At 71.8% G+C, this 13,747-nt stretch carries 13 protein-coding genes; 11 read left to right on the top strand and 2 right to left on the bottom strand.

Features of this window, described 5'->3' with window-relative positions; all coding sequences use genetic code 11:
* The first annotated feature begins 1 nt into the window (after position 1).
* From EDF31_RS11535 to EDF31_RS11505, 7 genes are all read left to right on the top strand, one after another.
* Entirely contained in the window at positions 2–1,324 is a 1,323-nt protein-coding gene (locus EDF31_RS11535; RefSeq protein WP_243649991.1) for a histidine kinase, read from the top strand.
* Positions 1,321–2,010 (top strand): response regulator transcription factor, encoded by a 690-nt coding sequence (locus EDF31_RS11530; protein ID WP_111085737.1) that lies wholly within the window; start codon positions 1,321–1,323, stop codon positions 2,008–2,010. The genes EDF31_RS11535 and EDF31_RS11530 overlap by 4 nt, the downstream gene beginning before the upstream one ends.
* A 111-nt stretch (positions 2,011–2,121) precedes the next feature.
* Positions 2,122–2,874, top strand: coding sequence for an ABC transporter ATP-binding protein (locus tag EDF31_RS11525; RefSeq protein ID WP_131846223.1), 753 nt, complete (start codon positions 2,122–2,124; stop codon positions 2,872–2,874).
* Positions 2,871–4,271: an ABC transporter permease gene (locus EDF31_RS11520; RefSeq protein ID WP_123292556.1), complete on the top strand. Its 1,401-nt coding sequence runs from the start codon at positions 2,871–2,873 to the stop codon at positions 4,269–4,271. Before EDF31_RS11525 ends, EDF31_RS11520 begins: the two co-directional genes overlap by 4 nt.
* A 430-nt stretch (positions 4,272–4,701) precedes the next feature.
* Positions 4,702–6,477 carry a 2-isopropylmalate synthase gene (gene leuA / locus EDF31_RS11515; RefSeq protein ID WP_131846222.1) on the top strand — a complete coding sequence of 592 codons (1,776 nt, stop codon included), beginning with the start codon at positions 4,702–4,704 and terminating at the stop codon, positions 6,475–6,477.
* Positions 6,478–6,773: 296 nt separating this feature from the next.
* Positions 6,774–7,640, top strand: coding sequence for a DNA repair protein RecO (gene recO / locus EDF31_RS11510; RefSeq protein ID WP_131846221.1), 867 nt, complete (start codon positions 6,774–6,776; stop codon positions 7,638–7,640).
* Complete coding sequence (locus EDF31_RS11505) at positions 7,637–8,434, top strand: isoprenyl transferase (RefSeq protein WP_131846220.1); 798 nt, start codon at positions 7,637–7,639, stop codon at positions 8,432–8,434. The genes recO and EDF31_RS11505 overlap by 4 nt, the downstream gene beginning before the upstream one ends.
* A gap of 8 nt (positions 8,435–8,442) precedes the next feature.
* Here EDF31_RS11505 and EDF31_RS11500 read toward each other — a convergent pair whose 3' ends face one another.
* Positions 8,443–9,414: a LysR family transcriptional regulator gene (locus EDF31_RS11500; RefSeq protein ID WP_131846219.1), complete on the bottom strand. Its 972-nt coding sequence runs from the start codon at positions 9,412–9,414 to the stop codon at positions 8,443–8,445.
* A gap of 70 nt (positions 9,415–9,484) precedes the next feature.
* On the opposite strand from EDF31_RS11500, the gene EDF31_RS11495 reads away from it, so the two are divergent.
* From EDF31_RS11495 to EDF31_RS11480, 4 genes are all read left to right on the top strand, one after another.
* The gene (locus EDF31_RS11495) at positions 9,485–10,540 is read left to right on the top strand and encodes an aminotransferase class V-fold PLP-dependent enzyme (RefSeq protein WP_131846218.1); all 1,056 of its coding nucleotides are present in this window, start codon (positions 9,485–9,487) and stop codon (positions 10,538–10,540) included.
* A gap of 107 nt (positions 10,541–10,647) precedes the next feature.
* Positions 10,648–12,033: a glycine--tRNA ligase gene (locus EDF31_RS11490; RefSeq protein ID WP_131846217.1), complete on the top strand. Its 1,386-nt coding sequence runs from the start codon at positions 10,648–10,650 to the stop codon at positions 12,031–12,033.
* A gap of 141 nt (positions 12,034–12,174) precedes the next feature.
* Positions 12,175–12,909 carry a DsbA family oxidoreductase gene (locus tag EDF31_RS11485; protein ID WP_131846216.1) on the top strand — a complete coding sequence of 245 codons (735 nt, stop codon included), beginning with the start codon at positions 12,175–12,177 and terminating at the stop codon, positions 12,907–12,909.
* Positions 12,906–13,115, top strand: coding sequence for a hypothetical protein (locus EDF31_RS11480; RefSeq protein ID WP_123340411.1), 210 nt, complete (start codon positions 12,906–12,908; stop codon positions 13,113–13,115). The genes EDF31_RS11485 and EDF31_RS11480 overlap by 4 nt, the downstream gene beginning before the upstream one ends.
* Positions 13,116–13,255: 140 nt before the next feature.
* Here the strand turns inward: EDF31_RS11480 and EDF31_RS11475 are convergent, their stop codons facing one another.
* Complete coding sequence (locus tag EDF31_RS11475; RefSeq protein ID WP_123292565.1) at positions 13,256–13,741, bottom strand: YbaK/EbsC family protein; 486 nt, start codon at positions 13,739–13,741, stop codon at positions 13,256–13,258.
* Positions 13,742–13,747: the final 6 nt, after the last annotated feature.

Raw genomic sequence — 13,747 nt, 5'->3', positions numbered from 1 at the left:
CGTGTTCCGTCCCATGCTGCGCGCGCAGGTCATCACCGATGTCGTCATCGCCGTGGTGCTCGGCTCGCTGGTGCTGATCACCTCGGCGCGGGGCATGGACTCCCCGCTCGCGGTCGTCACGGTCGTCGGCATGACCGCTGCGCTCGCGCTCCGACGGCTGTCGCCCGGACTCGCCTTGGCCGTCGCCTGGGTGTTCGCGGTCTTCGAGATGGTCACGGGCCAGTTGCCCGACCTGTCGAACGCCTTCATCGCCGCGGTGCTCTACACGACGAGCGCCTACGGCAGTCGGCGGGTCCGGCTGGCGGGACTCGTCTCCGCCATCGTCGGGTCCGTCACCGCGGCCCTGTACATCGGTGTCGGCGACTACCGGAACCGGTTGACGATCGAGACCGCGTCGACCCCGTTCCAGGAGTCGGTGCAGGTCACGGTCTCGTACTTCGCCGTCGTCCTGCTCCTGTTGCTGCTGCCGTGGTTGGCGGGCCTCGTGGTCCGCACCCGTCGGTCGGCGAGCATGAGCCGCGAGGCCCAGCTGCTCGCCGAGCGCGACGCCGCCCGCGCCGACCGAGCGGTCGCGGTCGAACAGGAGCGCGTGCGCATCGCCCGCGACATGCACGACATCGTCGCGCACTCGCTCGCGGTCGTCATCGCCCAGGCGGACGGAGCCCGCTACGCACTGAAGGCCGACCCCGCCGTCGCGGACCAGGCCCTCGGCACCATCTCGAGCACCGCCCGCCGGGCCCTCGGCGACGTCCGCGAGCTCCTCGGCGCGCTGCGGCACGAGCAGGGGACCGTCCCGACGCCGGAGATCGACGACATCGACCGGCTCGTCGGCGAGATGCGCCAGGTCGGCCTCGACGTCCGGGTCGAGCGCGAGGGCGACCCGACCGGCCTCCCCACCACGACGCAGCTCGCGGTGTACCGGATCGTGCAGGAGAGCCTGACGAACGCCTACAAGCACGGTGAGCCCGGCACGCCGGTGCACGCATCACTGACCTACCGCCCGGACACCGTCGAGATCGCGGTGGTGAACCGCCGCGCCGACGACGGCACCCGGGGTCCTGGCACCGGGCACGGCCTGGTCGGCATGCGCGAGCGTGCCACCATGACCGGGGGCACGATGACCGCCGGGGTCCGCGGCCCTGACTTCGAGGTCGCCGTGCGCATGCCCGCCGTCCCCGCGAGCGGGCAGATGCCCCGCGGGCGCATCAGCCCGACCACGAGCCCGACCGCGAGCCCGACCGCGAGCCCGGCTGCGGGCCCGACCGCCGAGTCGGCCCCCGCCCCGACCATCAGTCCGACCGAGCAGGAGCGCACCGCCCGATGACCACCACCCCGCCGGCCGACGGCCGCATCCGCGTCGCCCTCGTCGACGACCAGGCACTCTTCCGCACCGGCATCCGGATGCTCATCGGCTCCCAACCCGACCTGCACTTCGTGGGCGAGGCGGGCGACGGTGCCGAGGGCGTCGAACTCGTCCGGCGCACCCGGCCGGACGTCGTGCTCATGGACGTCCGGATGCCCGTGATGGACGGCATCACGGCGACCGCGCACATCGTCGAACAGGCCGGCACCGACGGCGCGAAGGTGCTCGTCCTGACCACGTTCGACTTCGACGAGGCCGCGGCGAAGGCCATCCGGGCCGGGGCGAGCGGCTTCGTGCTGAAGGACGCCGACCCCGAGTTCCTGCTCGCCGCCGTGCGGACCGTGCACGCCGGCACCGCGGTCTTCGCGGCCTCGGCGACGCGGGAACTCCTGCGGCGCTACGACGACTCCGTCGAGCAGGCCGCCACCGTGCCGGCGACGTTCGACGACCTCACCCCGCGCGAGCGCGAGATCTTCGACCTGGCGGCCCGCGGCTTCAGCAACAGCGAGATCGCGCAGCACGAGTACGTCAGCGAGGCGACCGTGAAGACCCACATCTCGCGGGTCCTGACGAAGCTCGGACTCCGCGACCGCGTGCGCCTCGTCGTGTTCGCGCACGAGCACGGGCTGGTGAGCAAGGCCGACTGACGGACGTCATCCGATCGGATGACCCGTCCACAGGAAGTCGAGCCGAGCGGCTCATCCACAGGAGCCGCCCGACGGACGCGGGGCGGGCCTCCCGGACGCCATCGTTGGTGCATGACCACCAGCCACGCTCCGATCATCCGACTCGACCACGTGTCCAAGCACTACGGCGACGCCGCGCGCCGGGTGACGGCGCTCGACGACGTCAGCGTCGACATCGGCGCGGGGGAGTTCACCGCCGTGATGGGGCCGTCGGGGTCCGGCAAGTCGACGCTCATGCACGTCGCCGCGGGCCTCGACGCGGTGTCCGCGGGCCGCATCGAGATCGACGGGGTCAACATCACGGGGCTCGGTGACAAGGACCTGACCGAGCTCCGTCGCCGCCGGCTCGGGTTCGTGTTCCAGTCGTTCAACCTGGTGCCGACGCTCGACGTCAGCGAGAACATCCGGTTGCCGTTCCTGCTCGGCGGGCACAAGCCGTCGAAGGACGAGAGCGCGTGGATCGACCGTCTGGTCGACCAGCTCGGACTCGGCAACCGGCTCTCGCACCGGCCGCACCAGCTGTCGGGTGGGCAGCAGCAGCGCGTCGCCATCGCCCGGGCACTCGCCTCGCGGCCGGCGGTCGTCGTCGCCGACGAGCCGACCGGAGCCCTCGACTCGCGCACCGGCCGTGACGTGCTCGCGATCCTGCGCGGGGCCGTGCAGGAGTGGGGCCAGAGCGTCGTCATGGTGACGCACGACCCCGTCGCCGCCGCCAACGCCGACCGGATCCTGTTCCTCGCCGACGGCCGGGTCGTCGCCGACCGCCCGGCGATGGACGCCGGCGCGATCTCCACCACGATGCTGGGGATGGAGGCGGCAGCGTGAACGGCGTCCGCTCCTTCGCCCCCACCGTGCTGGTCGCGGCGCTCGGCACCACGTTCGGGTCAGCACTCGTCATCGCGCCGGGCATCGTGACCGAGGCGCTCGGCGCCGCCGGGCTCGCCGACCTCGGCCCGGTCAGGGCGATCCTGTCCGTCGTCGGGTGGTTGTTCCTCGGCATCGCGCTGTACGTCGGCGCGATCGTCACCGCCAACACCTGCGCGACCCTCATCGCCGGGCAGACCCGCATCATCGCCTTGCAGCGGCTCGTCGGTGCCACCGGCGCGACGCTCCGGGCCCGGATCACCCGGACCGGACTGGTCGTCGGGGTGCTCGGCGGACTGATCGGCGCCGTCGTGGGTACCGGGCTGTCCGCGGTGTTCGTGGTGGTGCTGCGCGGCAACGGGTTCCTGCCCGACACCGACTACACGCTCCTGCCGTGGGAACTCGTGCTGCCGGTCGTGGCCGTGGTCCTGGCGACCTGGGGGGCCTTCGCCGCGGGCTCCCGCCGGGTGCTGACCGTCACCCCGCTCGAGGCGCTGTCCTCGAGCGTCGAACCGAGCCACGACGACGTCCGCTCGGGCACCGCCCGCAAGGTCTGGGCCATCGTGCTCATGGCCGGCGGCGCGGCGCTCATGCTCATCGGGCTCGCGGTCAGCGCGAGCTCGCCGATCGCGGTGCTGCCAGCTGCCCTCGGTGGGTTCGTGTCGTTCGCCGGCGTCGCCGTCGGAGCGACCATCGTGATGCCGCCGGTGCTGCAGCTCATCGGTCGGATCGGCTCGCACGACCCCGTCGTCCTGCTCGCCGGCCGCAACGCCATGCGTGCGCCGGGTCGGTCCTCGCGGGCGACGATCGGGCTCGTCATCGGCGTCACCCTGCTCGTCACCTTCGCCGTCGCACTGGGGATCATGCAGCACGTGCTCGAGGCGCAGCTCGAGCAGATGGGGCAGGGCCAGATGACGACCGAGATGGTGCAGGCGCAGCGCGACTTCTTCGTCCAGCTGAACGCCGTCGTCAGCGTCATCGTCGGGTTCTCGGCCGTGATCGCCGCCGTCGGGGTCGTCAACGCGCTGGCACTCGGGGTCCTGCAGCGCCGACGCGAGCTCGGGCTGCTGCGGGTGCTCGGACTCACCGGGGCACAGGTCCGCCGGATGATCGTGACCGAGGCCGTGCAGATGGTCGTCGCGGCCGTCGTCTCGGGGCTCGTGCTCGGCACCTTCTACGGGTGGGTCGGCGGGCAGACGCTGCTCGGGTCGCTCGGGCACCCGGTCACGCCCGTGCTGCCGCCGCTCACCATCGGGATCGTCGTCGTCGGGGCGCTCGTGCTGGCGGTCGTCGCGACGATCGCGCCGGTGCGGCGCGCGATGCGCGTGCCCCCGACCGAGGCGCTCGCGGTCGACTGACGCCGCGCTTTGGTCGCACCACGCGGCGGACGGGAGGCCCGGTGCCAGCTGGCACCGTGCCTCCCGTCCGTCGCGTGGTCGCGTGGACGTGTGCCGCACCGCAGTGCCACGCCGCTCACGTCCGTTGAATGGTCACGAACTGTCGCCTGGACGCGGCTCAGGTGACAGAACGTGACCGCTCGGCGGCCGACCCGCGGCATGTCGTGACCGATCGCCCCCGTCCGGTGTCCGGCTCGGACCGTGCCTGGCCGCCCCCGCGTCACGCGCTTGTCACACAGCAGCCCGCCGGTGCTACCGTGGACTCGATGTACTCGGCACTCCTCCTCCTTCGCTGCCGCGACGAGGCCTGACACACCGGCCCACCTCGTCGCGGAGTCCGTCGTGGCCGCACTCACCAGAGCACACGAACACGCGACGAAAGCGACGAACGATGCAGAACACGCAGCAGCCCTCCGGGATGCCGATCCACAAGTACGTCCCCTTCCACGAACAGATCTCGGTCGAACTGCCCGACCGCACCTGGCCGACGAAACGCATCGAGCGAACCCCGCGCTGGTGTGCGGTCGACCTGCGCGACGGCAACCAGGCCCTCATCGACCCGATGGACGCCGAGCGCAAGCGCGCCATGTTCGACCTGCTCGTCGGCATGGGCTACAAGGAGATCGAGGTCGGGTTCCCGAGCGCCTCGCAGACCGACTTCGACTTCGTCCGCAGCCTGATCGACGAGGGCGCGATCCCCGACGACGTCACCATCCAGGTGCTGACCCAGGCGCGCGAGCACCTCATCCAGCGCACGTACGAGGCGATCGACGGCGCGAAGCAGGCCATCGTCCACCTGTACAACTCGACGTCGATCGTGCAGCGCGAGGTCGTCTTCCGCACCGACGTCCAGGGTGTCGTCGACATCGCGGTGGCCGGCGCGAAGCTGTGCAAGGCGGCCGAGGCGACGCTGCAGCACGACACGACGGTCTACTACGAGTACTCGCCGGAGTCCTACACGGGCACCGAGCTCGAGGTCGCGCTGCAGATCTGCAACGCCGTGCTCGAGGTCTTCGAGCCCACCCCCGACCGCAAGGTCATCATCAACCTGCCGGCCACCGTCGAGATGGCGACGCCGAACGTCTACGCCGACTCGATCGAGTGGATGTCGCGCAACCTCGCGCACCGCCAGGACGTCATCCTGTCGCTGCACCCGCACAACGACCGCGGCACCGCCGTCGCCGCCGCCGAGCTGGGCTACATGGCCGGCGCGGACCGCATCGAAGGCTGCCTGTTCGGCAACGGTGAGCGCACCGGCAATGTCGACCTCGTCGCGCTGGGCATGAACCTGTTCACGCAGGGCATCGACCCGGAGATCTCGTTCGCGGACATCGACCAGGTGAAGCGCACCGTCGAGTACTGCAACCAGCTGCCGGTGCCGGAGCGTCAGCCGTGGGCGGGCGACCTCGTCTACACGGCGTTCAGCGGTTCGCACCAGGACGCCATCAACAAGGGCTTCGAGGCGATGAAGGCCAAGGCCGCCGCCGCGGGCAAGGACATCGACGAGATCGAGTGGGCGGTGCCGTACCTGCCCGTCGACCCGAAGGACATCGGCCGGTCGTACGAGGCCGTCATCCGCGTCAACTCGCAGTCCGGTAAGGGCGGCGTCGCGTACCTGCTCAAGACCGACCACGCCCTCGACCTGCCCCGCAAGCTGCAGATCGAGTTCTCCGGAGTCGTCCAGCGGCACACCGACACCGAGGGCGGTGAGTTCTCGTCGCAGCGCATCTGGGACGTGTTCCAGGACGAGTACCTGCCCGCCTCGACCGACGACGACAAGTGGGGCCGGTACGAGCTCACCAAGACGGCGACCTCGAGCGACTTCGACGGCACGACCTCGCTGTCGGTCGCACTCCGCGTCGACGAGGGCTCCGTCACCGCCGACGCAGTGGGCACCGGTCCGATCGACGCGTTCCTCAAGGTCCTCGCCGAGCAGGGCGTCCAGGTCACGCTGTACGACTACTCGGAGCACACGATGAGCGCCTCCGGTGACGCCAAGGCGGCGTCGTACGTCGAGCTCGACGTCGACGGCGTGCGCCTGTGGGGCGTCGGCATCGACGCCGACATCTCGACGGCCTCGCTCAAGGCGATCGTGTCCGCGGTGAACCGCGCGGTGCGCGCCGGTGCTGCAGCCGGCGCCGACTCGCCGGAGCTCGTCTCCGCCTGAGACGCGGCCAGACCGGGAGGCGCGGTGCAGGTCCGTCCTGCACCTGGGCCCACCCGGCCGGTTCCGGGCCGACGCGCCAGCGGCGGACCGGCCGTGCCCGGTGGGGAGCCTCCCGTCTGTGCCCGGTCTTTCCCCCGTCACGCGCGATGGCAAGTCGAATCGGGCGTACCTGATCGTTTCTTTCGACCAGGTACGCCCGATTCCGCTCGGTACACGCACTGGCCGCTGCGCGCGGCGCGCGCGGCTGCGCGCTGCGCGCCGCACGCGGTGTCGGCGGGGCGGGGGATACTGGAGGCATGCCGCTGTACCGGGACGAGTGCGTCGTGTTGCGCACCCACAAGCTCGGGGAAGCCGACCGCATCGTCACCATGCTCAGCCGGCAGCACGGCAAGATCCGTGCGGTGGCCAAGGGCGTGCGGCGGACCGCGTCGAAGTTCGGCAGCCGGCTCGAACCGTTCATGGTCGTCGACGCCCAGTTCTACGAGGGCCGGTCGCTCGACATCGTCACCCAGGCCGAGTCGCTCGGGGCCTACGGGGCGCAGATCGTCGCCGATTACGGTGCCTACACGGCAGCCAGCGCGATGGTCGAGACCGCCGACCGCCTGAGTGAGGCCGACGCCGGGCTGCAGCAGTACCTGTTGCTCGTCGGCGCGCTGCGGTCGCTGTCGCGCGGTGAGCACCACTCCAGCGCCACGCTCGACTCCTACCTGCTCCGTGCGATGAGCATCGCGGGCTGGGCGCCCTCGTTCAGCGACTGTGCGGTCACGGGGGAGCCCGGGCCGCACTCCGCGTTCGTCGTGCAGCTCGGCGGGGTCGTCGCCGACCGGGCTGCGCCTCCCGGCACACCGCGGCTCGACCCGGCGACCCTCGGCGTGCTCGGTTCGCTGCTCGCCGGCGACTGGGCGAGCGTCGACGCCACCGACGAACGGACGCGGTCGCGGGCCTCCGGCGTGGTCGCGGCCTACGCCCAGTGGCACCTGGAACGATCGCTCCGGTCCCTGCCGCACGTCGACCGCTCGGAGCACCCGCTGCCCGTGCCGCTGACCCACGACGGACCCGAGGCGACAGCACGCGCGGTGGCCTCGACCCCCGCACCCGCCGTCCCCGAGCCCGATCCCGCCGCGGAAGGAACCCGCACCGTGGAAGGAACCCCCACCGCATGAGCCCCCGCCGCCCCGACGACGCCGAGCCGTTCCGCCCGATCGACTGGACCGGTGAGACGCCTCCGGCGATCCCGGCCCGGTTCGTGCCGGACCACGTCGCGATCGTGATGGACGGCAACGGCCGGTGGGCCAACGGCCGCGGGCTCACCCGGATCGAGGGGCACAAGGCGGGCGAGGCCTCGCTGCTCGACGTCGTCGCCGGTGGGATCCAGATCGGCGTCAAGCACATCTCGGCGTACGCGTTCTCCACCGAGAACTGGAAGCGTTCGCCGGAAGAGGTCCGGTTCCTGATGGGCTTCAACCGCGACGTGATCCGTCGTCGGCGCGACCAACTGAACGAGTGGGGCGTCAAGGTGCGGTGGGCCGGACGCCGTCCTCGGCTGTGGCGGAGCGTCATCGACGAGCTCGACCGTGCCGAGCAGATGACCGCGCGCAACGACGTGCTGACCTTGACGATGTGCGTCAACTACGGCGGCCGGAACGAGATCGTCGACGCCGTGCGGGGGATGGCCGAAGAGGTCGCCGCCGGACGCCTCAAGCCGAGCCAGGTCACCGAGAAGGCCCTGGCGAAGCGGCTCTACGTGCCCGAGATGCCCGACGTCGACCTGTTCCTGCGCAGTTCGGGGGAGCAGCGCACGAGCAACTTCCTGCTGTGGCAGTCGGCGTACGCCGAGATGGTGTTCCTGGACCGCCTGTGGCCGGACTTCCGGCGCACCGACCTGTGGGGCGCGATCGAGGAGTACGCACGCCGCGACCGGCGCTACGGCGGTGCGGTCGACGCCCCGACCGCCTGACGCACCCGTCAGCCGGGCAGCGGCCCGTCGAGCAGGTGTGCCGCCGACCGCACCGCGTCCAGGGCGGCACGGACGCTCGGGACACGCTCGGCCCCTCGGGCGATGACGACCTCGACCCGGCGGGCCAGGTCGTCGTCCACGGGGTCGACCCGGACCTCGGCGGGGATGACCGTCGTCGCGAGCGCCAGTCGGGGGAGCAGGGCCACGCCGAGTCCGGCGGCGACGAGCCCCACCACCGCTGCCGCGTTGTCGGTCTCGAGCACGATGTCCGGGGTGAACCCGGCGGTCGCACACGAGGCGAGCAGGTGGCCGCGGCACCGGGGGCAGCCGCCGATCCAGCGGGCGTCGCGGTGCGATGCGAGGTCGACGGCGGAGCCCACGGCACCGGAGTCCCCGGTGCGGACGCCGCCCGAGCCTCCGACCGGCGTCACCAGGGCGAGCGGATCCCGCCCGAGTGCCCGCGTGACGAGCCCGGGGTCCGGGGCAGACCCGACCTCGTCGCCGACGTAGGTGAAGGTCAGGGCGACGTCGACCTCCCCGCTCCGCAGCAGGTCGAGCGCCTCGGGCGGTTCGACCTCGACGTACGAGGTCGTCACGCCCGGAGCCGTCGACGCCAGCCGGGCGAGCACGGCGGGCACGAGAGCCGAGGACGCGCTCGGGAACCCGGCGAGGCGCACGCGGCCGCGGGTCAGCCCCCCGACGGCGTCGAGGTCCTCGCGCGCGGCGGTCAGCGCGGCCTGCACGTGCAACGCGTGGTCCGCGAGCACCCGACCGGCGTCCGTCAGGGTGGCACCGCGCCCGCCGCGACCGTCCTGCCCGGACCGCAGCACCAGGGTGTGCCCGAGCCGACGTTCGGCCCGGGCGAGCAACTGGCTGACCGCGGGTTGGCTCGACCCGAGTGCTGCGGCGGCGCGCGTGATCGACCCGCCGTCGGCCACAGCGCGGAGGATCCGGAGCAGCTGGGGATCGATGTCGTCCATCACGCGATGTTATCGGCTGCACAACAGAACAGGACTGGTGTGATGGGGCACGAGCCGGGACGCTGTCCGCATGGACTCCTTCCCCGCCGGCCGTGGCTACCTCGCGGCGTGCACCGCCGGTCTGCCGACCCGGGCCACGCTCGCCGCCCAGCGGGCCGACCTCGACGCGTGGTCCCGCGCCGAGACCTCGCCGGCCCACTACGGGGCGTTGGTCGAGGAGGGCCGCGCGCTGTTCGCCGCCCTCGTCGAGGTGCCGGTGTCCCACGTGGCGACCGGCTCGCAGACCTCGGTGATGGCTGCGGTCGTCGCCGATGCGTTGCCGGACGGTGCCGAGGTGGTCGTCCCCGACGGTGACTTCAGCTCGGTCGTGTTCCCGTTCCTCGCCCAGGCACACCGCGGCGTGCGGGTCCGGAGCGTCCCGCTCGACCGGCTCGCCGCGTCCGTCGGGCCCGACACCGCCCTCGTCGCGTGGTCCGCGGTGCAGTCCGCCACCGGCGCGGTCACGGATCCGTACCCGATCGTCGCCGCGGCCCGGCGGGTCGGTGCCCTCACCCTCTGCGACCTCACGCAGGCAGCCGGCGTCCTGCCCGTCGACGCGGCACTGTTCGACGTGACGCTCACGCACGCCTACAAGTGGCTCTGCGCGCCGCGCGGCGTCGCCTTCATGACACTCTCCGACACCGCCCTCGGTCGGCTCCGCCCGGTCCAGGCCGGCTGGTACGCCGGCGCGGACGTGTGGTCGTCCTGCTACGGCCCCGACATGCGCCTGGCCGACGACGCCCGTCGCTTCGACGTCTCGCCGGCCTGGCAGGCGTGGCCCGGTGCCGTGGCCGCGCTCGAACACGCGGTCGCGCTCGACCAGCAGGCGGTCTGGAGGCACGCCACCGGTCTCGCAGATCGGCTGTGCGACGCCCTCGGGTCGCCTCGTCAGGCCGACGGGCAGGCGATCGTGACGTTCGCGGACGCCGACGGGTCGGCCCTCCGGGCCCTCACCACCGCCGGACTCACCGCGTCGGGGCGTGCCGGGCGACTCCGGATCGCGTTCCACCTGTGGAACGACGAGTCCGACGTGAGCGACGTGGCGGCCGCACTGGGCGGGGTGGGGGCGACCACGTCGGCGAGGTGAGTGCTGCGGGCGGACGCGGGGCGGGCCTCCCGGCCGACGAACGCCGGTAGTCTTGCCCGGACCGTTTCCGCACCGAGCACCCAGCTCGGCGACCTCTGGAGCACTCTTTGGCACAGCCCACCCGTCTCGACAGCGTCATCGCCCTGGCCAAGCGCCGCGGCTTCGTCTTCCAGTCGGGTGAGATCTACGGAGGCTCCCGCTCCGCGTGGGACTACGGGCCCCTCGGTGTGGAGCTCAAGGAGAACATCAAGCGTCAGTGGTGGCAGCGATTCGTCCGCGGCCGTGGCGACATGGTCGGCCTCGACTCCGCCGTCATCCTGCCCCGCAAGGTGTGGGAGGCCTCCGGCCACGTCGCGACCTTCACCGACCCGCTCGTGGAGTGCCTGCACTGCCACCACCGCTTCCGCGAGGACCACCTGATCGAGGCGTTCGTCGCCAAGAAGGGCCGCGACCCCGAGGGCCGCATGGCCGAGATCGCCTGCCCGAACTGCGGCACCCGCGGCGAGTGGACCGAGCCCCGTGAGTTCTCCGGGATGCTCAAGACGTACCTCGGCCCGGTCGAGTCCGAAGAGGGCCTGAACTTCCTGCGCCCCGAGACCGCGCAGGGCATCTTCGTCGACTTCGCGCAGGTCGTGACGACCAGCCGCATGAAGCCCCCGTTCGGCATCGGCCAGGTCGGCAAGGCGTTCCGCAACGAGATCACGCCCGGCAACTTCATCTTCCGCACCCGCGAGTTCGAGCAGATGGAGATCGAGTACTTCGTGCCGCCGGCCGAGGCGGGGGAGCACTACGAGCATTGGATCGCCGACTCGATCGCGTTCTACACCGAGCTCGGCATCGACCCGGAGAACCTGCGCCGCTTCGACGTGCCGGACGGCGAGCGGGCGCACTACTCCGACGCCACCGCCGACATCGAGTACCGCTTCGGGTTCACCGGCTCGGAGTGGGGCGAGCTCATGGGCGTCGCGAACCGCACCGACTTCGACCTCAACAACCACATCGAGTCGTCCGGCCAGGACCTGCGCTTCTTCGACCAGGCCGCCAACGAGAAGTACGTGCCGTACGTCATCGAGCCGTCCTTCGGCCTGACCCGTGCGCTCATGGCGTTCCTGCTCGACTCGTACCACGAGGACGAAGCACCGAACGCGAAGGGCGGCGTCGACAAGCGCACCGTGCTGCGACTCGACCCGCGCCTGGCGCCCGTCAAGGCCGCGGTGCTGCCGCTGTCGCGCAACGAGCAGCTGTCGCCGGTCGCCCGCGGCCTGGCCGACGACCTGCGCAAGAACTGGAACGTGGACTTCGACGACGCCGGTGCGATCGGTCGTCGCTACCGTCGCCACGACGAGATCGGTACGCCGTTCTGCATCACGGTCGACTTCGACACGCTCGAGGACAAGGCCGTCACGGTGCGCGAGCGCGACACGATGGCGCAGGAACGGGTCGCCCTCGACCAGCTGAAGGGCTACCTGGCGCAGCGCCTGCTCGGCGCGTAGGGGTCTCGCGGGCGTCGCGGCGTCGCGGCGTCGCGGCGCGTCGGAACCAGGTTCCGGTCACAGCACCACGAAGATCCACGGTGCGGTGTCCGGAACCAGGTTCTGCGGGAATGCAAGCGCAACGTCCGCGTTGGGATCAGCATGAACGACTCCGTGAAGGTCGATGTCTGGTCGGACATCGCCTGCCCCTGGTGCTACATCGGCAAGCGCAAGTTCGAGGCCGGCGTCGCCGCGTTCGGCGCCTCGGCGGACGGCCGCCCGGTCGAGGTCGAGTACCACTCCTTCGAGCTCAGCCCGGACACCCCCGTCGACTTCGAGGGCACCGAGGCCGAGTTCCTGTCGAGCCACAAGGGCATGCCCGTCGAGCAGGCGCAGCAGATGCTCGACCAGGTCACCGGCATCGCGGCCTCGGTCGGGCTGGACTACGACTTCGAGGCCATGCACCACACGAACACCGTGAAGGCGCACCAGGTCATCCACCTCGCCAAGCAGCACGGCAAGCAGCTGGACATGGTCGAGCGCCTGTTCACCGCCTACTTCGAGCGCGGCGAGCACGTCGGCGACGACGCGACGCTGGCCGACCTGGGCGCCGAGATCGGCATCGACCGCGACGAGGTCCTCGCGACGCTCCGTGACGACTCGCAGCTCGCAGCCGTCCGCGCGGACCAGGCCCAGGCGCAGGCCTTCGGCATCAACGGCGTCCCCTTCTTCGTCATCGACGGCAAGTACGGCGTCTCCGGCGCGCAGGACCCGGCAGCGTTCGAGCAGGTGCTGACGCAGGTCGTCGCGCTGCGCGGCACGACGCCGGACGAGGTCGCCTCGGCGACCGAACGCGCTGCGGACGACGCGAGCGCCGATGTGGCGGCGACCCGATGACGGGCGCGACGGTCACCGTCGGGGGTGGGGCGGGCCTCCCGTCCGCCCCGTCGGTCCCGGATGCGATCTCCGGTCTGGAGGCGCGCCCCGGCCTGCTCACGCTGGTCACGCCCGGCGGTGCGCCGGTCTGCGACGGTGATTCGTGCCTGATCGACGCCGGATCGTTCGCCGGTGCCGAGGGCGACTGGACCGAGGTGCCGGACTGACGGATCCGTCGGTCGCGCTTCGCGCGCTGCTCGTCCCGCGCCGCGCGCTGCTGGTCCCGCGCCCCCGTGCGGTCGTTGCGCCCCGACTCTGCGGGGCGCAACGGCTGTGCGGGGGCGCGATCCGTCGGTCGCCGGACCGGTCAGGCGCGCTGCGGTTCCTCGTCGGTGATGTCGGCGACCGTCGCGCCGTACGCGGCGACGAGGTCGTCGGCGTCGACGAAGGCACTCGCGCCGTGCCGGCCCGCGCCGAGGGCGACCCGTCGACCGACGATGCGTTCGTCGGCGTAGACGGGCAGGTCGCCGGTCGCTCCGATGGGCGTGATCGTGCCGCGCTCGTAGCCCGACGCCTGGAGCGCGGTCGCCGCGTCGGGCATCGAGAGTTTGTTCACCCCGACGACGGTGCGGAGCTTCTTCCACGCGATGCTCCGGCCGCCCGGCACGAGCGCGAGCAGGAAGCCGCCGTCGTGGCGCTTCACGACGAGCGTCTTGACGATGTCGCCGGGGTCGATGCCGAGCAGCTCGGCGGCCTGCTGCAGGGAGTCCGCGGCGGGGCGTTCGACGACCTCGACCGTCAGGCCGCGGGCTGCTGCGTCGGTGTCGAACCGGGTGCTGGCGTCGATCGTCATGTGGAG

This window comes from Curtobacterium sp. PhB142 (assembly GCF_004341255.1).
Lineage (GTDB): Bacteria > Actinomycetota > Actinomycetes > Actinomycetales > Microbacteriaceae > Curtobacterium.
The sequence above is the reverse complement of the archived record's forward strand: the minus strand, read 5'-3'. Positions and strand labels throughout refer to the sequence as shown.